Below are 18,938 nucleotides of genomic sequence, written 5' to 3' on the forward strand. Positions count from 1 at the left end.
TCCGGGCCCCGGCGCGTCCGGCGCCCGTACAACCATTGGCACCGGGGGCGAGTCTGGCGTGTCATGCGAAGACTCATCGTTGCCGGCGCCGCGCTGCCGGCCGCCCTCGCGGCCTCCGTCCTTCTGCCCCCGGCCGCCGCCCACGCCCGCACACCGACGCCCTCCGCCGACTTCAACGGCGACGGCTACGGCGATCTCGCCGTAGGCGCGCCCGGCGCGGCGATCGACGGGCACAGCCTGGCCGGGGCGGTCGTCGTCGCCTACGGCTCGTCCGCCGGGATCAAGTCCTCGCGGACGACGACCGTCAGCCAGAACACCTCGCGCGTCCCGGGTGTCGCCGAGGCGTTCGACCGCTTCGGCACGTCCACCGCGGCCGGAGACTTCAACAAGGACGGATACACCGACCTCGCGGTCGGCTCACCGGGCGAGGACATCCCGCGCGGTGACGACTGGGGCTCGGTCACGGTGCTGTGGGGCAGCCCGAAGGGACTCGGCGCGGGCGGGGCGCTGAGCCAGCCGCTGGGCATCGAGCAGACCGGATTCGGCACCGCGGTCACCGCCGGGGACTTCGACGGGGACGGCCACGCCGACATCGCGGCGAGCACGGGCAGCGGCACCCACCTGTGGCTCTACCTCAACCGGAGCACCGGCCAGTCCGGCGAAATGGGCTTCGCGCTCGCCGACTTCGAGGCGTCGGCGGTGCCCGCCACCGGCACCGGCGTCACCGCGCTCGCCGCCGGGGACGTCGACGGCGACGGCACCGACGACCTGGCCGCCGTCACCAACCCGCTCAACGGCACCGGCGGCGCGCTCTACCTCTCCCCCGGGGTCCCGGCGAACCGCCGCGCGGCGGGCGAGCTGCCCCCGGCGCTCTCCCTGACCATCGGCGACGTGGACGGCGACGGCCGCGGCGACGTCGTGTCCGGGCAGCCGTACGGACGCGAGGAGGTGAACGGCGCCTTGGACGGCGGCAGCGTGACAGTGCTGCGGGGCTCGGCGCAGGGCGTCGACCCCCGACGCGCGGTCGTGATCACGCAGGACACCGCCGGGGTTCCCGGGGTCGTCGAGGAGGGCGACCGCTTCGGCTGGTCCGTCGAGCTCGGCGACGTCAACCGGGACGGACGAGCCGACCTGATCACCGGCGCCGTCGACGAGGGCGTGGGCCTGACGGGCTTCACCGGATCCGTCACCGTGCTCCCCGGCTCCGCGAAGGGCCTGACCGGCACCGGCTCGTACGCCTTCCATCAGGACACCGCGGGCGTGCCCGGCGTCGCGGAGTCCCGCGACTCCTTCGGCGAGGCCCTGGCGCTGGCCGACACCGACCGCGACGGGCGGCTCGACCTGGCCGTCGGCGCGCCCGGCGAGAACGGCTGGTACGGCGCGCTCACCTCGCTGCGCGGCGACGGCGTGCGAATCACCTTCACCCGCGCGGTCGGCTTCAGTGCGGAGACCATCGGGCTCGCCACCGGCGAGGACTGGTACCCCGAGTTCGGCGCGCCGATCAGCGGCTGAGCCCGGACGCTCGGGCAACGGGGCGCGTTCCGGCGCGGCACACCGCCGGGACGCGCCCCCTCGCCGTTCCGACGCGGGCCGACACACGGCTGGTCGCGCGGTGATCACGCCCCCGCGCGCGGCCCGACCTGGTGGGATCGGTGGGATGTCGGCGCCGCGTCGGCCGCACCCCGTGTCCCGAGGGCCGGCGCCGCCTGCCCACGGATCACGAGATCGGGGTCGGCGAGTGCCTCGCGCAGATGCGTGGTCGCTTCGTCATAGGGCATCTCGGCGACGGGGGCAGGCGTCCTGAGGGGCCAGTTCGTCCAGGAGTCGGGGGACGCTGTTGACGGCGGTGGAGACGGGGCGGGCGTCCAGATGGCCGCCCGCCGGCCGACTGAGCAGGGCCCGCAGCTCATCGGGGTCTTGGTGGCCGGGGTCGAGCCAGGCGTCATAGTGCTCGCGTGCGAGGGCGAGCGGCATGCGGGGGTGCACGCCGAGCTGGGCGGCGGAGCGACCTCGACGTCGTCCGCACGGCGCCGTCCCGGCCAGTTCCTCCTGCCGGCCCCCACCGTCCGGGAGGGTGAACCTCCCTCAGTCGGCCGGCGCATCAGTTGCTGCCCACGCAGACGACATCCTTGCGACTCCGCGCAGCGGAAAGTCAGCCGGTATCCCGACGTGGGGGCGGGGGGGGGGCCCCCCCCCCCCCCCCCCGGGGGGGCCCGCCCCCCCGCCCGGGGGGGGCAGCACCCCCCCCCCCACCCCCCCCCCCCCCCCGGGGGCAGGGGGCCCCCCCCCCGCCCCCACGTCGGGACGGCGCAGCGGCATCGCCGTTTCACGATCGCTCACGGCCCTCATCCGCACAGGCCAGCTGGGGCACTGGGGCCCAGCCGCCCTCCGTCCCGGGTCACCGGCAGCGATCCGAGCCTGCAGCGCTAGGAACCGACCATGGCCTCGTTGATGGCGCCGAGGAAATCGTCGAGGTCCTTCGGCGTCCGGGAGGTGATCAGGGTGTAGCCGCCCGCACTGTCGCTCACCACTGCTTCGTCGACCCAGTCTTTGGCACCCGCGTTGCAGACATCAGTGCGCACTGAAGGGTAGGAGGTCAGGGTTTTACCGTTCAGGACGTCGGCTTCCACCAGAGCCCAGGGGCCATGACAGATCGCAGCGATCGGACGCCCCGTCGCCGCAAATGCCCTCACCGCCTCGAGAGCCCTGGGCTCCAGGCGGAGCTGGTCGGCATTGATGGTGCCACCAGGGATTAGCAGCAGTTGGTGCTCGCCAAGGTCCAGCTGCTCAAGCGTGGTGGTGGGCCGCACCGCCTCGCCGGGGTCCCGGTCGCCCACCAGCGTCTGGACCGGCTCCGAGGTCAGGGCTGCGAGGATGACGTCCGCGCCGTCCTCTTTCAGCCGGCGGATCGGCACCAGCAACTCGTCCTGCTCGACTCCGTAGTTGGTGACGATGACCAGCACCCGGTGGCCGTTGAGCGGCTTGTCGGGCATGATGACGTGCCTTTCGTCGTCGTGATCGATCCGGCGCCGCCGGCCCTGTCAGCGGGTCGCCGCCTGCTCGGCGGCTTCTGTCTCGGTGGCCGCATCGGCCGTGGCGAGGGTGCCGCCCGCGGTCTCCAGGTGCGCCCGCACGAACCACTGGAACTGCTCCAGGTCGCGCAATTGCTCGATCAGCAGGTCCTCGGTGGCCGGATCGATGTCTCCGACGGTTTTGATCGCGGAGCGGAGGTCTTGGATGATCCCTGTGTACACGAGGTCGAGGGCGCCGAGGTGGGCGAGGGCATCGGCGCGGCCGACGCTGTAGTCCTCCCAGGTGCGCTCCTTGACCAGCGTGCCGGGCGTGCCATGAGCGACGCCGCCCAGGGCTGCGAGGCGCTCGGCGACGTCATCGGCCATCTCACGCACCCGGTCGACCTGCGGGTCAAGCATTTCGTGGACGGCGATGAAGTGCGGGCCCACCACGTTCCAGTGGGCGTGCTTGAGTGTGAGGTGGAGATCGTTGAGGGAGTGGAGGCGCTGTTGCAGCAGCTCGATGACCGAGCCTGCGTCCTGCACCGTAAGGCCCGGGACGGTGTAGCGGGGGGTGGCAGCGGAAGCCATGTCCTGTCTCCTGTCTCGTGCGTTTCGCCCCGTCCTGGTACCCAGGGTGAGCGTGTGAAACTCCGTAGCACCATGTCCGCCTCGCCCGCCCGTTCGCAGCCACGGCCGCTCACACCCTGGCTCTGGCCGTGGCCGGAGATCCCCGGCGCGTGACTCCGTATTGCATTCCTGAACCGGAAATCGCCAGAGATTCCGACGTCGCGAGAGAGCCTGGTCCACAGAGGCGGAGATCCCTACGCAGGGCACAAGAGGGGGCCAAGGCCGATCATGACTCCTGTTCTTCCTGCCTTCTGCCAGCACTGATCCTTTGATACCGGTTTCGCGCTCAAAGCCCTCTGGCGGGTAGCCGTGTTCCACCGCAGGAAATCTGCCGGGCACCGCGAGCCCGGGTGGCGTGCGCCCACCACGGCCCGCGTCCTCGATGCCCAGTGCACGCTGATGCCGCAGCGCGCCTCGGAACCGGTCTTCCTGGTCGGCGGGCGCCGGCTCGGCGCATGCGCATGGCTGTCGCGCCGGCCGGCTGCGGCCGACCCCGAGGTGCACCGCGTATCGTCCCTCTGTCTGTACGCTGACCAGTCCCAAGTCCTCATCCGAAGAGCGGTCAGGGATCAAGAGAGGGGGCACTCGTGTCACAGGAACCGCCGTCGGCGGCAACTGGCGATCATGAATAACGCGGGACTCCGCTCGTAAGCGACACACGGAGGCAGAGGCCATGACCGGGCAACGCGATGCAGGCTCCCCTGTACCCAGGGACATGCCTGACCAACAGCGCGACGAGACAGCCGAAGCGGTCCCACCATGCGCTGACGAAGCTGACAGCGACAGTGGCGGCGAGGAAACCCTTCAGCAGAGGGGAGTTCCTTCCAGGCAGCCTGCTCCAGAAGAGCCCACTGATTGACGAACGGCTACACGGCGTTGCCGCCACACGCATCTCGGAGTGCACTCATGGGCGAGCACCGGGGACCGGACGACTTCGGTCGGCCCCGCACGACAGAAGGACACGAGGGCCAGACGGACGCGTTGTTCGGACTGGAAGAGGTGAGGCCCGGGCCGGTTCACCCGGTGTCCGAGAGCCCCGGGCCGCCTGTCGGACCGCTGTTCCGCGACTCCCCCGCCGCCCGTCGCCTGCTGTCCGTGCAGGAGATCCACGCCGAACCCGCCGCTGCGGCGTCACCCAGGGGCCGACAGATCCTCGCCCGCTTCCCCGGCGCCCGGATCGTCGACGTGGACTCGCACTGGCGCATCCCGCACCTCCACGGCAACGCGGGAAATCTCGAACGCTGGGTCCGCATCAAGAGCGAGGTCCTGGTCCTGGGCGAGAAGAAGACCCTGGCCACACGGCCGAACGGCAGATCGGCCGACTGGATCGCTCCAGGCCCGGCGAACGGCTGCGCGATGGCCTGCGCCTACTGCTACGTACCGCGCCGCAAGGGCTACGCCAACCCGATCACCGTCTTCACCAACATCGAACAGATCATCGCCCATCTCGCCCGGCACATCACGCGCCAAGGCCCCAAGCGCGAACCGAACCAGTGCGACCCGCATGCCTGGGTGTATGACATCGGCGAGAACAGCGACTGCGCGGTGGACGCGCTCATCAGTGGGAACGTCGCGGACCTCGTGAACATCTTCGCTCACTGGACCACGGCCAAGGCATCGTTTGCCACGAAATTCGTCAACCCCGATCTGCTGCTCCTGGACCCACGTGGCCGTACCCGGATCCGGTTTTCCGTGATGCCGCCGCGGGACTCCCGGCTGCTCGACATCCGCACCAGTCCCGTGCAGGAACGCATCTCGGCGGCCGCGGACTTCCTGGAGGCCGGGTACGAGGTCCACTTCAACCTCTCGCCCGTCGTCATCCGGCCCGGGTGGGAAGCGGACTGGCGCCTGCTCTTGGAACACATGGACGACGTCCTTCCGCGCGCGGTGAAGGACCAGGCCGCGGCAGAAGTGATCATGCTGACGCACAACCGGGACCTGCACGAACTGAATCTGGCCTGGCACCCGCGGGCGGAGGACGTCCTTTGGCGTCCCGATCTGCAGCAGGCCAAACGCTCCGAGAGCGGCAGCTGGAACGTCCGTTACCGCACCTCCGAGAAGGCCGGAGCCGTGGACTCCCTCCGACGCCTGATCGCAGCCCGTGCGCCCTGGCTGCGCGTCCGCTACGCCTTTTGAGGGGCCTGGCGCCCAGCACGCATCGTGCCGGCGTCTGACGAGGAGGAGGCCGGAGCGCGGCGGCCCGGGGGCAGGCGCTCCGGCACAGTACTGACGCCCGTGCTCGCGTCAGGTCACCCCCGCGGACGTACCGCGCCGGGCGAAAGGCCCGCCCTCAGGTGTGCAGGCGGCTGTTGGTTCCATCGTGTCCGTCCGCGTCCGCTTCGTCGAACCAGTGGTTGTCTTCGCCCAGGTAGCGGAAGGAATGCGCGCTCTTCCCGGGCAACGCGACACTCACGGCCCGCTTGCCGTCGGCGCGAGGCTCGAGAACGTGTGCCCCGGGCTGCCAGTCGTTGAAGTCGCCCACGACGCTGACAGAGCCTGGCGGAGTCTCCGCCGGCAGGACGAAGGTGACCCGGATACGGTCCTTGAGCTGCTTGCGTTCCAGCATGATGACGGCTCCTGGCAGTGAGGAATGGTCGTGTGGCGCTCATCTTCGAGGCGCCGTCGGCGAACGGACCGCTGAACACGGCCGGCGGAGCGCGGTCTCACTCGTGCGGCAGCGCGGAGCCCCGAGTTTCGCTCGCGCCGCCGGTTCGCAGTCGTCTCGTGCCGGTCGTGGCTGCCTCGTGGCGGGTGGCCGCTTCCGGTGTCTGGTTCAGGCCGCGTCACCGGGCTGTCGTCATCGATCGGACGCAGGCGACGTCGGGCCTCCGCCAGCCGCTCGTCGTAGTCGGGGAAGAACAGGGTGGGGAGCACCTTGTGCAAGATCACGGCCGTCCGTTCACCTGGGATCCGAACGATTACGCCACGCGATGGAGCTGTTCAAGGCAGTGGCGAAAGCACACCAGGCACCGTAGGGAAGGAGGGCACGGGCCGCAGTTGAGTCCGCCCGCGCGGTGCGGCGGATCAGGTCAATGTTGCCGGCATCCAACAGAGCGGTGCCTACAACGCCCGCCTTGGGGCTGCGACGGGCGAAGAACAGCCAGTTCCACGTAGTGTTCAGCGCGAGGTTCACCCCCAGGCTGGAAGCCAGCAGCAGCTTGGAACGGCCGCTGGTACGGTTCAGCGCGCGCCCGCCTGCCCACGCGATCGAAGCGTAGAGGGGGGTCCATACTGCGCCGAACACCCACGGCGGCGGCTGCCAGGGCGGCTTGTCCAGGATTTGGTACCAGGCGCTATCGGCATCGACGGCCCTCGCCCCCGCGACCGCGCTCGCTACGACCGCGACAGCGGTCAATGTGTAGGTCCGCAACGCGCGACGCCCGCGATCCTCAGGACTGACGGGCACTCCGACTTCTTCCATCCCTTTCGTGTACCCCTCGCCTGCTCGGCACACATCGGATGTCGGACCGGAGCCGACGCTCGTCCGTGGTTGGAGTCTGCGGCCTACCGGTGCACCTCTTTAGCTTCCCGAACCGGGCCAGTGCCATGTCCATGTGCTGAATCGCCACGCACAAAAGCCTGTGATGATCACGAAGAAGAAGCCCACGATGATCACCAGACTGCGGGCAACGGCTGCCCACCTCACCTGCTGGTGCCGTCCCCGCACCCCGCCTTCCCTGCCGTGGCCATGCGGGACGGAGTCCCCAGGCGGGCCGGCGCCGTGTGGTCGATGCGGGTCGAGCATGAGGCCATACTCGTCCGCCTGCTGGCGCACCGTACGCCCGCGGACTGCCGCACCCGCGACAGCGTAGGCGCGTAGCGGCAAGTTCGTCCGTCAGGTCGGGGGTCGACGAAGACACCGCTCTGACCCGCACCGGGCCGGTGTGGCCGGTGCGGGTTACGGGCGGGATGTCCCTGAGCAGGGGACTTGCCGACACGTGAGCTGAGGCGCGTGGCTGGTGTGGCAGGTGTCATCCGCGGGGCTCGGACGTCTCCGGGATCGTGGCGTGGCTTCCCTGATCGAGCGGGGTGGCACTGGTGAAGCCGACCCTGGTCATCTCGCCCCACTCGGGCTTGCCGTTGCGCAGCGACGCCCACCAGCCTTGAAGCCGCCAGACGGCGGTGAGTTGGCGGTAGCCGAGGTTCTCCAGGACGGCGGCGGCCGCGACTGCCGCCAGGTCCGTGAGGCGGCGATAGCGATGCAGTCCGAGTTCGTCCAGGAGCAGGGCCAGGAGGGAGAGGAGCACGGCGTAGCCGAAGGCGGCGAGCACGAAGAGCAGGGCCATGGGCGGGGAGATGACGCCGAGGGCGAACCCGACCGCCACGATGACGACGCCGCACACCTCGATCAGGGGAGCGAGGAGTTCGAAGAGGACGAAGTAGGGGAAGGCCAGCATGCCGATGACGCCGTAGCGGGGGCGCAGCAGCATACGGTGATGGCGTAGGAGGGTCTCGTACAGACCTCGGTGCCAGCGTCGCCGTTGGCTGGCGAGGACGGCACGGGTGTCGGGCACCTCGGTCCAGCAGACCGGTTCGGGGACGAAGACGATCCGGTACGGGCGCTGCTGGTCGCGCAGGTGCTGGTGCATGCGGACGACGAGTTCGAAGTCCTCGCCGATGGAGTCGGCGTCCATGCCGCCCACCTCGACGAGGACGTCGCGGCGGTAGAGGCCGAAGGCGCCGGAGATGATGAGCAGGCCGTGCAGGCGGGACCAGCCGGTGCGGCCCATGAGGAACGCGCGCAGATATTCGACGACCTGGATGCGCGGCAGCCAGCGGGTGGGGATTCTCGCCTCGAGGACCTGGCCGTGGCGTACGACGCTGTCGTTGACGGGCCGGATGACGCCGCCCGCGGCGACGACGCGCAGCGGGTCGGCGACGAACGGCTGGGCGATGGTCAGCAAGGCGTCCTCGTCGAGCAGCGAGTCGGCGTCCACCATGCAGACCAGGGGATGCCGGGCCAGGTCGATGCCGACGTTGAGGGAGTCCGCCCGTCCGGAGTTGTGCTTGCGGACTACGGTCAGGGGGACGGAGTGCGTGCTGACGTGGACGGACCGGGCCGGCTCACGGGAACGGACCTCCCCGGGAATCACCCGCTCCAGCGGGACCAGTCCGAAGGCGTCTTTCAGCCGGTCGAAGGTGTCGTCGCGGGAGCCGTCATCCACGACGACCACCTCGTGGCGCGGGTAGCGCAACGCGAGCATGGCGCGCACGCTCTCGACGATGGTCGGTTCCTCGTTGTAGGCGGCCGTGACGATGGACACCGGCGGGGTCAGCGGGCTGGTGGCCAGGTCGTCCACACCCGTCAGGCGGCGGCGTCTGGCCAGGTGGGGGATGGTCCGTCCGGCCAGGGTCAGCAGCACCAGGTAGACGGTGTTCAGAACCAGGAAGTAGCCGATCACCACGTATTGGCTGAAGTCGATCAGCGCGACGACGACGTCCCTCACCGGCCGCCACCGGCCATGACCTGGGCGGTGGCGAGGACTTCGTGCGCGTGCGCTGCGGCGCCGGGGGCGAGCGTGCTGTCGGTGAGCGCGCCCCGGCCCGTGGGACCGAGCCGCAGCAACGCGTGCGCTGCCGTGTGGGCGAGGCGGTATCCCTGCGCGGTGAGTGCTTCTCGCAGTACCGGGATCGCGCTCTGGTCCCCGATCAGGCCGAGTGCCTCGGCGGCGGCGACCGCCACCCGGGCGGACGGGTCGGCACGCACGCTGTGGATCAGGGCCGGGACCGCGGCGGGTTCGGCGACTCGGCCGAGAGCGGCCGCGGCGCTGGCGCGGACCGCGGCGGAGTCGTCATCGAGCGCCGCCGACAGCGTGGCGACGGCCCGGCGGTCGCGGATCAGGCCGAGCAGTTCCACGGCGAGGGCCCGCTGTTGTCCGCCGGTGGCGTGCACCGCCTCGATCAGCGCCGGTACGGCTGCCGGGCCGATGCGGATGAGGGCGTCGCCCGTCAGGCCGGGAGCGACGGCGAGGGGTGAACGCAGAGCGGCGAGGAGCAGGCGGGCACTGTCGGCATCGCCCACACGCCCTAGCGCGCGCACCGCCGCTTCCCTGACCGTCGCGTTCCGGTCGGTGAGCAGGGCGTGGAGGGTGGTGCGAGCGGCGGGCCCGCGCAGCGGATCCGCCTTGAGCGCGTCTCCGGTCAGGGCGAGCAGCGAGGCCGCGTGCGCCCGCCGCAGGCCGTGCGGGCGGGCGCCGTCGGCCAGTGCCTGGTCGACGACGCCCCTGCGCAGCAGGATGTCGGTGAGGGAGCTGTGGGATCCGCCTTTGACGCTGCCCAGCAGCCGCAGCACCGTGGGCTGCGTGGCTCGCCAGGAGTGCTTGTCGAGGGCGGCGAGCGCGGCGTCCGCGCTCGTGTCCTCGCCCGCGGTGACCCGCAGGACGAGCGGTCTGGTCGCCGCCGCGGCTTCCCTCCGGACGTGCTCCCGCCGATTGCGCACCAGTCGGCTCACGCAGAGCACCAGCAGGCACACGACCACTTCGATCACCGACACCAGCAAGATCATCTGGGCTACCGTGCGCACCGGGGCTCCGCTCCGTCTCGACACCGCCTTCAGCTTCGAGCCCGGCGGGTGTCCGGTCGGTCGGGCCTCACGCGTTTGCCGCACGGTGTCATCCGCAGGAGTGACGGTGATCCGCCGGACAGGGCGGTCGCGGAGCCCGGCGCCGGGGGTCGGGCGCCGAGACATCGGCGTGGGCCGGTCGGCCTCGGAACCGGTCGAACGCGCAGGGGTGACGTAAGGACGAGGGGCATCTGGTTGCGGAAGGCAGCCCTCCGGGCGACGCTGACGGAGACCGGTGATACGTCCATCCACGTCAGTGAGGTCCGACAACGTGTACGTGAGCGTGGACGACGGTGCTTCCGAGACACGCCGCCTTGCGGTGCTGGAACGGTACGGCATCGTCGGCTCCCCTGCGCCCGCCGACCTGGACGGGATCGTCCGTCTGGCGGCGCGCGTGTGCGAGACCCCCCAGGCCGCCGTCAACATCATCTCGGCCGACAAGCAGCATCAGATCGCGGCCGTCGGCATCGAGCCGTCCGTGTGCTCCCGCTCCGACTCCATGTGCGCGGTGAGCATCCTGGCGCCCGGCCAGGTCCTGGTGGAGGACGCCCGGCTGGACCCCCGCTTCGCCGCCAATCCCTGGGTGACCACGCCCACGGGCGCCGTGAGGTTCTACGCGGCCTCACAACTGCGTTCTCCCGAACAGGAGATCCTGGGTACGTTGTGCGTGTTCTCCGGGCGGACGCGGTCCTTGACGACGCAACAGAGCCGGGCTCTGGAAGACCTCGCATCCCTCGTCGTCGGTGTGCTGGACCTGCACCGCCATCGGCAGCTTCTGCACCACGCGCTCCTGGCCGCCGATCAGGCGCGCACCGAACTCGAGCGGTCGAACACGGCGCTGGAGGAGTTCGCGGGACAGGTGAGTCACGACCTGCGCAACCCACTGACCGGTGTGTCCGGTCACGCGGGGCTCCTCGCGGAGCTGCCCGCCATCACCGGGGACACCCATGCGTCGGCGTTCGTGGGGCGCATCGAGCAGGCCGTCGCGCGGATGAACCGGACGATCGAAGGGGCCCTGGCCCTCGCGCGGTTCGGCGGGAAACTGGACATCAGCCGGACCGACCTGGGAGCACTCGTGCGGGAGGTGCTCGAAGACCTGCGTGCCGACCTGGCCGCGGCACAGGCCCGCGTCCGTGTCGGGGTCCTTCCCACCATCTCCTGCGACGGCGTGCAGGTGCGCCGGCTCCTCCAGAACCTCGTCGGCAACGCGGTGAAGTTCCGACGCGCGGACCGGCCCGCCGAGGTCGAGGTCACCTGCGCGACCGACGCGGACGGATGGAACCTCCGGGTCGCGGACAACGGGGTCGGAATCCCCACCGCGGAACGGTCACGCGTGCTGGAGCCGTTTGTGCGACTGGACTCCGGCACGCAGGGATTCGGCATCGGCCTCGCCAACTGCGTCCGTATCGCGGTGGCGCACCGCGGCACGTTGTCCCTCGGTGACGGCATCGACGGGGGAACGAGCGTCAGTTGCCACTTTCCCTACCCGCCCTCATCGGGGCAGCCGCTCTGAATCCGCCGGTGCCGGGGCAAGCGCTCCGAGATGGCCCGACGTTCACGAGCGCGAGCGCGACAGGACCGCCTGCACGCGGCTGCCCACTTCGCGTGGGCTGAAGGGTTTGGTGATGCAGTCGTCCGCGCCTGCCTGGAAGCCGGCCTCGACCTCGTTCTCCTCGGCCAGCGCGGTGCGCAGGGTCACCGGGAGCCGCGCCGTGGCGGGCTCGTGTCGCAGTCGGCGGCACACCTCCACACCGGTCGGGCCCGGCATCCTGACGTCCAGGATGGCCAGGTGCAGTTCCCGCTCGCGAGCGGTGCCGAGGGCCTCGGAACCCTCCTGGGCGACCAGCACCGTGTGGCCGGCGGTGCCCGGCTTGAACGCCACTACGTCGCGGATGTCGGCGTCGGCGTCCGCCACCAGATTGGTGCCACGTCCCACTCCCTCTGCCGAACACCGCCCCTTCGACGACACCGCACGAACCGGCCACGGCGACGGCTCGCACGCGCACGTCGTCTATGCGTGGGGTGTTGAGGGCTGATCCGTTGTGGGTGGAGACGTTCACGGGGCTGCGGATGAAGCAGTTCGAGCGGTTGTTGAAGGTGGTGCGGGAGCGGGGTGGCGACGGGCCGCGCATCGGGCGGCCGTGGTGTCTGCCGCTTGCCGACCGGGTGCTGGTGGTGGCGGTCTACTACCGGACGAACCTGACCATGCGGCAGCTCGCGCCGCTGTTCGGGGTCTCGCCGGCCACGGTGTGCCGGGTCGTCCAGCGGTTGCGGCCCCTGCTCGCGCTCGAGCCGGTCTCACGGCCCGTCGATGGCGCGGAGCGGCTGTGGATCGTGGACGACACCCTGGTCCCGGTCCGTGACCGCACGGTCGGTGCCTCGAGCCGCAACTACCGGTTCTCCGCAAACGTGCAGGTCATCATCGACGCCGACACCCGCCCGGTCGTGGCCGCCGCCCGCCCGGCCCCCGGCAACAGGGCCGACGCTCACGTGTGGCGCGACTCCGGCCTGCCGCAGCACTGCCAGGGCGTCACCGTGCTCGGCGACGGCGCCTACATCAACACCGGCCTGGTCGTCCCGCACCGCAGACGACCCGGCCGGTCCCTCCTGGCCGGCGAGGAAGCCGACAACACGGAGCATCGCCGGGTCCGTGCCCGCGTCGAGCACGCGATCGGCCGGCTGAAGAACTACAAGATCCTCCGCGACTGCCGGCAGCACGGCGACGGCCTCCACCACGCAGTCCAAGCGGTCGCCCACATGCACAACCTCGCCCTAACCGCATGACCAGAACAACAATGACCAGGCCCTGACCTGCAAAATCCCGGCCTTCTGCAACCCGCTTTAGCCGGGCGTGAACGTCCGGGGTCCCGCGCCAGATCATGCTGCATTCGCTCACTGACGATTCGGTACCGCTCCGCCCACAGACCGTACCCATCGCGTTACCGTCGGGTACAACCTGCTAATCTCACCGCCCGGCGGACGCGTTCTTCGTGCGGTCGCATGCGGTTACAGGGGGAGAGATATGCGGTTAGGTACGAGTTCCGCCCGCGTGGGCGCGGCTTCGATGGGGGCCGTTCTGGTCTGCCTAGCTCCAGGCAGTGTCGCGACCGGAGCCGAAGATGCTGGTCCGAGCACCGTGCGGATCAGTGTGTCGAACGACGGTACGGAGGGAAACGGCGGCAGCTTTTCCCCGGATATCAGCGCCGATGGCCAGACTGTCGTCTTCGACTCGGTGGCAACGAATCTGGGCGCGGGGGACGCGACGGATGGAATCCTCGTGCGCCACGGCAGCGAGATTCTCAGGGCGGACGTGTCCACGGGCGGAGAGCCCAGCAACGGGTACAGCAGTGAGCCGGTTGTCAGCGGTGACGGCCGTTACGTGGCCTTCCGGTCCCAGGCCACCAATCTGGTCGCTCAGGACACCAACGGAGTCACCGACATATTCGTGCGTGACCTCCATACGCTCACCACCCGGCGGGTCAACCTCTCCTCGACAGGCCAGCAGGCCGTTGGCGAGGAGGACTCGCCGGGCGCTCCGGATACTGGGAACCGGCTCGCCATCAGCGGCGACGGCCGCTACGTCACGTTCGGGTCGCGGGCGGCCAACCTGGTTCCCGGTGACACCAACGGCCATCAGGACGTGTTCGTCCGCGATCTGACAGCCGAAACCACCACCAGGGCCAGCGTCGGCAGTCAGGGGCAGCAAGCCCTCTCGGAGAACCGGTCCGCGTCCATCAGCGCCGACGGCCGCTACGTCGCGTTCGGCTCGTTCGCTGCCAACCTCGTCGCCGGGGACACCAATCGCCGGCCTGACGTGTTCGTGCGGGATCTGGTGGCACGTACCACGGTTCGGGTGAACCTCTCGACCAGGGGGGACCAGGCCGCTTCGGACCCGGGCACCTGGAGTGGCCTTCCGTCGATCAGCGGTGACGGCCGTTCGGTGGCGTTCGTTTCGACCGCGGACAACCTGGGCGGCCTGGACTCGGCTTCGGCGGGCGAACGCGTCTACGTACGAGACCTGGCGGCAGGCACCACTACGCTTGCCGCCACGCAGTCGAGGGATACCGGCAGGCTTTACCCGGGCATCCCGCACATCAGTGACGACGGTCGCTACGTCACGGTCGAGTCGGACGGCTCGGCGGAGATGTCCCGCGGCCTGTTCGTGCGGGACATGGCCGTTCGCGGCCTCACCAAGGTGAGCGTCCCGTACGCAGACGGGCAGGAACCGTCGTGGTGGTCGGTCACTGCGGCAGCGATCAGTGCTGATGGCAGCCAGGTCGTCTTCTCCTCGGACCACGACCAATTGGTGCCGAACGACACCAACGAAGCGGACGACGTGTTCCTGCACACCCTGGGTCGCCGGTAGACACGCAGCCGAGACAGGGGTGGCCACCCCGTCGATCGGCCACCCCGTCGATCGGCCACCCCGGAACACCGTCGATGGGACGAGCCGGATCCGCCCGCAGCCTCGCCGACGTCGTTCGCCCAAGGCCCCGCATATGGCTGCCCGGCCGATCGCCTGATGTACGGACTGTCGCGGTCCCCAAGAGTGGTGCCCGACGACTTCGAGGGTCACTCCGCGCTGCGGGGTGCCGACGGCACCGCGGAAGTACTTGCCAGTGACGATGCTGAGCGCGTTCACCGACCAGAAGCCGGGGAACGCGACGCCACGCTGCTCGAAGTCGGCCAAGCGATCGCGCCAGTTGGTCGTGCGGACGTCACGGCGCTCCCACTGGGGCAGGTCGGGCATCAACTGGCCGGCGAGCCCAGGCGGGTCCGGTTCATGCGGATCATCATCGCCCTGGGCAACGGTGCGGGGGCGAGCCGAGTTGCTGGACTCCGTGCGGGCACATGACGGAGCCGGAGTCGGTGTTCGCCGCCAGCGGCCTCATCCGCGCGCTCAACCCTGTGCAGCCCCGATGACTGTCCAGGTGGTCGTGGGCCACGCCGAGGCCCTCAGCGCCGTGTCGGGTCGCACCCTGGACCAGGCGGGGGGTGGCAGAGGCCGCGTACCTTCTCTAATCCTCCGAAGGACGCCCCCCATCGGCTCAGCCGATCGCGTCGTCGGGCTCGGCGCCGGTTGCTCGCGACTGTGGTGTCGCCGGGAAAGCCACGGCCTACCGCGCTGGCCTCCTCGTCGCGGGCATCTGCCTCTGGTCTGCCCGCTGAACGAACACGCAGATGACGGCCGCAGGCATTCTCCCCGCAAATGGAAGCAGCCGAGTCCTTGCTCATGAGCCAGCGCAGCGGCGTACTCTGACACCCGCTCGGCCTTGCCGTAGGACATGAGCAGGTACGCCATCGGCCCCGACGCCTCCTCGATGACCGGAGGGGACCGCCCATACGATGCGAGCAACCTCGTCCGGATATCGCTCGACGAGGGCTTCCACGTAGGCCCCGATGCGCGGCACCGGAGGCACGGCGACATCGTCCGACTCCAGGTAGCGCTCGTCGCAGGCCGCTGTCCCCCAGCGCAAGGTCATAACTCACCGGCGAATCGTCACAGGCAGCAGTTCCTTCGGACTCAGCAGACCCTGAGATCGACCGCCAACGCGACCCTCCTCAGGCCGCCGACGGCTGTGCCTCCCACGGCCACGGCCCCGCACCCTCCTGCCAGCGCCGCAGTTGCGGACCGTCGACGCACACGATGCCGCACCGCTCTGCGTAGTCGAGCGCAGGGGCGGTGAAGTCGCTGGTGGTGACCACCACGGCGACATCGGCGCCGTGGACGGTGAAGCAGGTGCCGCCGAAGCGCTGCAGGTCCTGTGAACCGACCCGGTTGCCGTCGCAGTACCGCTTGCACTGGATGACGACCGAGCGCCCGTCGGGCGTCCTCGCCACGACGTCGGCGCCCAGGTCCCCGGCCCCACCCACGACGTCCACGTCGAGACAGCCGTCGCGCCGGCACAGTTCGGCCACCGCCTGCTCGAACTCGTCCGGGTCCAGGGCCTCATAGGCGATCTCCACCGTGTCCGCGGGCGCCTCGGGCACGGTCTCGGGAAGCAGGACGGTGGGATCCGTGGCGAGGCGGCCGCCGCAGGCGCCGGCCCCGGCGGGGACCAGGCCGACGGCGGGAGCCGGTGACGCCGCGTCGAGCGCTTCGACCGCCGTCTGCGTGGCTTCGTCCAGGGCTCTGGCCGCGCTGCGCGCGATCCTCGCCGCCGATATGCGGCGCTTCCCACGGTAGCCGACCATGACGGCGCCGACGCCCACCAGGGCGAGCGCCACAGTCCAGGCGGGACGGTGCACCGCTGCCGCTGTCGCGGTGCGGGCCGCCGCGCCCACCAGAGCAAGGATGACTGCGAGGAGGGCGAAGTAGAGGGCCGTCGCCCGGAGTTCGAACCGGTGAGAGCGGCGCGCGGTACGCCGGGCGTGTGCGGGAACGGCCATGGTGATGTTTCCTCCCCTGGGACGTCAACGAAGATCAATTCGCGTCTTCCCAGGCAGCGGCCGTTCTACCGGGTTCCGTCGTGCACACTTTCTTTCGGCCCGACGGCAGGCGCGGGCTCGCTGCCTGTCGGGTCAGATGTCCTCGGCCCCGGCGCGAGCCCGCGCGTGAACGTGGCGTGAGCCTCAGGCCAGGGGCCGGTGCCCGAGCCGTCGGCCTCGATCAGCCTGTGCCTCCAGCAGGGCAGCCACGTCCGGTCCTCTCCCCAGAACCGGCCGGGTCAGCGTCGGCACTGATCACGACACCGCCGCGTTCGCGGTCACGCGCCATGCGCCGCATGACCAAGGAAGCCAACAGCCTCGGACTGACCATCCGCTTCGGGCCAATCACCGCCTGAACCACCCGATCAAGGGGTCGTTTTCGTGTCAGTCCCGGGGACGCAGCGGCCGAACTAGGACTCGTCCGGCCGATCATGGCTGTGGGCAGTCGGGCATGATGCGCGGGTGAGCATCATCGTGAAGTTCTTCGTGGCGCCGGACGACACGTCAGCAAGCCTGGCCCTCCAGTCCGGGCCGGAACCGGCATTCGAGTCCCTCTCCTTCGGCAACTTCGACCCCGAAGAAGCCGTGTTGGAGTGGGAATGCCTTCTGGCCGGCGGCAGCTTCGAGAACCTCGTTGAAGCCGGTGAGCCTCGCATCGTCGCCGGCCAGGACAACGACGGGTGCATCGTCTTCGCGTTCTCACCTCGCCTGTCCACTGCACTCGCGGATGCCGAGCACGCCAGATTGCGCGACGTCGCCGCCTCGTGGACCCGACTGCGTGCGGAGGACGGCGAGGTCATCGGCACGGAGATCGCCGACGCGATCGTAGGTGGTCTCGCTGCTCTCGTCAGCAGCGCCCGGCGCCAGAACCAGAGCGTCTACTGCTGGGTTGCGTAGCAGTTCATGTCCGAAGCCAGATCGCGACGGCCGCCGCGGTGGCGGTGCCAAGGAAGACGTAACCGCGCTTGTCGTAGCGAGTGGCAACCGCCCGGGACTGCTTCAGGCGATTGATCGCCCGCTCGATGGTGTTGCGCTTCTTGTAGCGGTCCTCGTCGAAGCCGGGCGGCCGTCCACCACGGGCGCCTTTGCGCAGGCGGGCTGCCTGGCTGTCGGTCTTCTCCGGGATGATGTGGCGGATGCCCCGCCGTCGCAGGTACTCGCGAATGAGGACGTTGCTGTAGGCCCTGTCGGCCGCAAGGCTGTCGGGCTTCTTGCGTGGCCGTCCCAGGCCCGGTCTGGGCACTCGGATCTTCTCCAGGACCGGCTTGAACTGGGTGCAGTCTGCTCGCTGACCTGGGGTGACGATCAGGGACAGCGGGCGGCAGCGACCGTCCGCGCTCAGGTGGAGCTTGCTGGTGAACCCGCCGCATCCGCCGCGGCCTGCACCTGCTGGAGCGGGTGTTCCCACGTTCCGTCGGCCGACCACAGTCGATGGCGTTCATAGACCGTCTTCCACGGCCCGAACCGTTCCGGCAAGTCCCGCCACTGCACCCCGGTCCGCACCCGGTGCAGAATCCCGTCGATCACCCGCCGGTGGTCCCGCCACCTGCCGCAACGTCTGTTACTGACTGGCAAGAACGGCCGCAGACGTTCCCACTCGGCATCAGTCAGATCACCCCGCCCCATGTCCACATCAACGATCTGCGCCCACGGCAGCAACCGGCTCCGCCGGATCAGTCCTAGTCCCCGGAAAAGCCGAAGATTCCCAAGTGAGTCGGCCTGTCATCGGAGTAGAGGACGATGTAGCAGCCGGTCCATCGCATCTGACACTCGCCGAAAAGACTCCGCTCGTGCTCCTCATGGCTCGCAGCCTCATTGGCAGCGGCAGCGAGCTCTTCATACTGCTCGACCGTCGGGCGGTCGGCGCCGAAGTGGTGCGCCACGCGGCTGAGTGCCAGAGGGCGCAGGGTGCCGTAGTCAGCGATACCGGACTGCGTCGGCGGGTCATCCGTGGCAACAATCCTGTCGATGTCGAGGATCGTATGGGTGCCTTCCTCGCCCATGAACTCCTCGTCCGCGTACAGGTCCTGCAGGCTTCGGTAGCGGGCACCGCCGCCGTACTCCTCCTGAAACACCCTGGCTTGAAGAGTCCGCAAAGCCGCCTCGACATCGCCGTCGTACTTGGTGATGTAGTCCCATCCGCTGGCACCCATTGAGCCACCCCTCCCTGAAGACCGTGAAGGGCCGAACGGTAACGGCGAGGACCGACAACGCCGGGGCTATGGCCAGAGACCGTTGACCGCATCACGATGATCACCCGGACAGGTCCTAGATGAGCTCGGCATGCGGTGATGCTGACGTCCGTG

The 18,938-nt window shown here is 69.8% G+C and carries 16 protein-coding genes and 2 pseudogenes; 7 read left to right on the forward strand and 11 right to left on the reverse strand.

Annotation, left to right across the window (positions count from 1 at the left end; translation table 11 throughout):
• The first annotated feature begins 63 nt into the window (after positions 1-63).
• Positions 64-1,512: an FG-GAP-like repeat-containing protein gene (locus ACFYW7_RS35475; protein WP_389510141.1), complete on the forward strand. Its 1,449-nt coding sequence runs from the start codon at positions 64-66 to the stop codon at positions 1,510-1,512.
• Positions 1,513-1,767: 255 nt separating this feature from the next.
• On the opposite strand, the pseudogene ACFYW7_RS35480 reads toward ACFYW7_RS35475, so the two are convergent.
• From ACFYW7_RS35480 to dps, 3 genes and pseudogenes are all read right to left on the reverse strand, one after another.
• A pseudogene (locus tag ACFYW7_RS35480) lies at positions 1,768-1,986 on the reverse strand (SOS response-associated peptidase family protein); the annotation flags it as partial.
• 440 nt (positions 1,987-2,426) lie between these two features.
• Entirely contained in the window at positions 2,427-2,993 is a 567-nt protein-coding gene (locus ACFYW7_RS35485) for a type 1 glutamine amidotransferase domain-containing protein (protein ID WP_389510142.1), read from the reverse strand.
• A gap of 48 nt (positions 2,994-3,041) precedes the next feature.
• Entirely contained in the window at positions 3,042-3,602 is a 561-nt protein-coding gene (gene dps, locus ACFYW7_RS35490; RefSeq protein ID WP_389510144.1) for a DNA starvation/stationary phase protection protein Dps, read from the reverse strand.
• Between the two features lie 1,062 nt (positions 3,603-4,664).
• On the opposite strand from dps, the gene ACFYW7_RS35495 reads away from it, so the two are divergent.
• On the forward strand, positions 4,665-5,777 hold the full coding sequence (locus ACFYW7_RS35495) for a spore photoproduct lyase family protein (protein WP_389510147.1): 1,113 nt from the start codon (positions 4,665-4,667) through the stop codon (positions 5,775-5,777).
• A gap of 154 nt (positions 5,778-5,931) precedes the next feature.
• Here the strand turns inward: ACFYW7_RS35495 and ACFYW7_RS35500 are convergent, their stop codons facing one another.
• The 4 genes from ACFYW7_RS35500 to ACFYW7_RS35515 form a co-directional block, all read right to left on the reverse strand.
• A complete protein-coding gene (locus ACFYW7_RS35500) occupies positions 5,932-6,207 on the reverse strand; it encodes an isoamylase early set domain-containing protein (protein WP_389510149.1) in 276 nt (91 codons plus the stop codon).
• A 333-nt stretch (positions 6,208-6,540) separates the two neighbouring features.
• A complete protein-coding gene (locus tag ACFYW7_RS35505; RefSeq protein WP_389510151.1) occupies positions 6,541-7,062 on the reverse strand; it encodes a TspO/MBR family protein in 522 nt (173 codons plus the stop codon).
• Between the two features lie 550 nt (positions 7,063-7,612).
• The gene (locus ACFYW7_RS35510) at positions 7,613-9,088 is read right to left on the reverse strand and encodes a glycosyltransferase family 2 protein (protein ID WP_389510153.1); all 1,476 of its coding nucleotides are present in this window, start codon (positions 9,086-9,088) and stop codon (positions 7,613-7,615) included.
• Positions 9,085-10,146 (reverse strand): HEAT repeat domain-containing protein, encoded by a 1,062-nt coding sequence (locus tag ACFYW7_RS35515; protein ID WP_389510155.1) that lies wholly within the window; start codon positions 10,144-10,146, stop codon positions 9,085-9,087. Before ACFYW7_RS35515 ends, ACFYW7_RS35510 begins: the two co-directional genes overlap by 4 nt.
• Positions 10,147-10,480: 334 nt before the next feature.
• Here ACFYW7_RS35515 and ACFYW7_RS35520 point away from each other — a divergent pair, with 334 nt between their 5' ends.
• Entirely contained in the window at positions 10,481-11,716 is a 1,236-nt protein-coding gene (locus ACFYW7_RS35520; RefSeq protein ID WP_389510157.1) for an ATP-binding protein, read from the forward strand.
• A gap of 42 nt (positions 11,717-11,758) precedes the next feature.
• Here the strand turns inward: ACFYW7_RS35520 and ACFYW7_RS35525 are convergent, their stop codons facing one another.
• Positions 11,759-12,139, reverse strand: a complete 381-nt coding sequence (locus ACFYW7_RS35525; RefSeq protein WP_389510159.1) for a response regulator — start codon at positions 12,137-12,139, stop codon at positions 11,759-11,761.
• Between the two features lie 77 nt (positions 12,140-12,216).
• Here ACFYW7_RS35525 and ACFYW7_RS35530 point away from each other — a divergent pair, with 77 nt between their 5' ends.
• The 3 genes from ACFYW7_RS35530 to ACFYW7_RS35540 all read left to right on the forward strand — a co-directional run bounded on the left by ACFYW7_RS35530 (position 12,217) and on the right by ACFYW7_RS35540 (position 15,058).
• Positions 12,217-12,987 (forward strand): transposase family protein, encoded by a 771-nt coding sequence (locus tag ACFYW7_RS35530; RefSeq protein ID WP_389510161.1) that lies wholly within the window; start codon positions 12,217-12,219, stop codon positions 12,985-12,987.
• A gap of 352 nt (positions 12,988-13,339) precedes the next feature.
• A complete protein-coding gene (locus ACFYW7_RS35535; protein WP_389510245.1) occupies positions 13,340-14,569 on the forward strand; it encodes a TolB family protein in 1,230 nt (409 codons plus the stop codon).
• Between the two features lie 186 nt (positions 14,570-14,755).
• Positions 14,756-15,058, forward strand: a complete 303-nt coding sequence (locus ACFYW7_RS35540) for a hypothetical protein (RefSeq protein ID WP_389510247.1) — start codon at positions 14,756-14,758, stop codon at positions 15,056-15,058.
• Positions 15,059-15,765: 707 nt separating this feature from the next.
• On the opposite strand, the gene ACFYW7_RS35545 is transcribed toward ACFYW7_RS35540, so the two are convergent.
• On the reverse strand, positions 15,766-16,593 hold the full coding sequence (locus ACFYW7_RS35545) for a restriction endonuclease (protein WP_389510163.1): 828 nt from the start codon (positions 16,591-16,593) through the stop codon (positions 15,766-15,768).
• A gap of 501 nt (positions 16,594-17,094) precedes the next feature.
• On the opposite strand from ACFYW7_RS35545, the gene ACFYW7_RS35550 reads away from it, so the two are divergent.
• A complete protein-coding gene (locus ACFYW7_RS35550; RefSeq protein WP_389510166.1) occupies positions 17,095-17,529 on the forward strand; it encodes a hypothetical protein in 435 nt (144 codons plus the stop codon).
• Positions 17,530-17,533: 4 nt separating this feature from the next.
• Here the strand turns inward: ACFYW7_RS35550 and ACFYW7_RS35555 are convergent.
• Both ACFYW7_RS35555 and ACFYW7_RS35560 read right to left on the reverse strand, forming a co-directional pair.
• Positions 17,534-18,258: pseudogene (locus tag ACFYW7_RS35555) on the reverse strand (IS5 family transposase).
• 53 nt (positions 18,259-18,311) lie between these two features.
• On the reverse strand, positions 18,312-18,785 hold the full coding sequence (locus ACFYW7_RS35560; protein WP_389510168.1) for a hypothetical protein: 474 nt from the start codon (positions 18,783-18,785) through the stop codon (positions 18,312-18,314).
• Positions 18,786-18,938: the final 153 nt, after the last annotated feature.

It is taken from the genome of Streptomyces sp. NPDC002580 (genome assembly GCF_042889485.1).
In the GTDB taxonomy this organism is placed as follows: domain Bacteria; phylum Actinomycetota; class Actinomycetes; order Streptomycetales; family Streptomycetaceae; genus Streptomyces.

Excerpts from the sequence above, each read along its gene's own strand:
- dps (WP_389510144.1), bottom strand. The coding sequence starts at position 3,602 with ATGGCTTCCGCTGCCACCCCCCGCTACACCGTCCCGGGCCTTACGGTG.
- ACFYW7_RS35545 (WP_389510163.1), bottom strand. The coding sequence starts at position 16,593 with ATGGCCGTTCCCGCACACGCCCGGCGTACCGCGCGCCGCTCTCACCGG.
- ACFYW7_RS35500 (WP_389510149.1), bottom strand. The coding sequence starts at position 6,207 with ATGCTGGAACGCAAGCAGCTCAAGGACCGTATCCGGGTCACCTTCGTC.
- ACFYW7_RS35560 (WP_389510168.1), bottom strand. The coding sequence starts at position 18,785 with ATGGGTGCCAGCGGATGGGACTACATCACCAAGTACGACGGCGATGTC.
- ACFYW7_RS35515 (WP_389510155.1), bottom strand. The coding sequence starts at position 10,146 with ATGATCTTGCTGGTGTCGGTGATCGAAGTGGTCGTGTGCCTGCTGGTG.
- ACFYW7_RS35530 (WP_389510161.1), top strand. The coding sequence starts at position 12,217 with ATGCGTGGGGTGTTGAGGGCTGATCCGTTGTGGGTGGAGACGTTCACG.
- ACFYW7_RS35475 (WP_389510141.1), top strand. The coding sequence starts at position 64 with ATGCGAAGACTCATCGTTGCCGGCGCCGCGCTGCCGGCCGCCCTCGCG.
- ACFYW7_RS35485 (WP_389510142.1), bottom strand. The coding sequence starts at position 2,993 with ATGCCCGACAAGCCGCTCAACGGCCACCGGGTGCTGGTCATCGTCACC.
- ACFYW7_RS35505 (WP_389510151.1), bottom strand. The coding sequence starts at position 7,062 with ATGGAAGAAGTCGGAGTGCCCGTCAGTCCTGAGGATCGCGGGCGTCGC.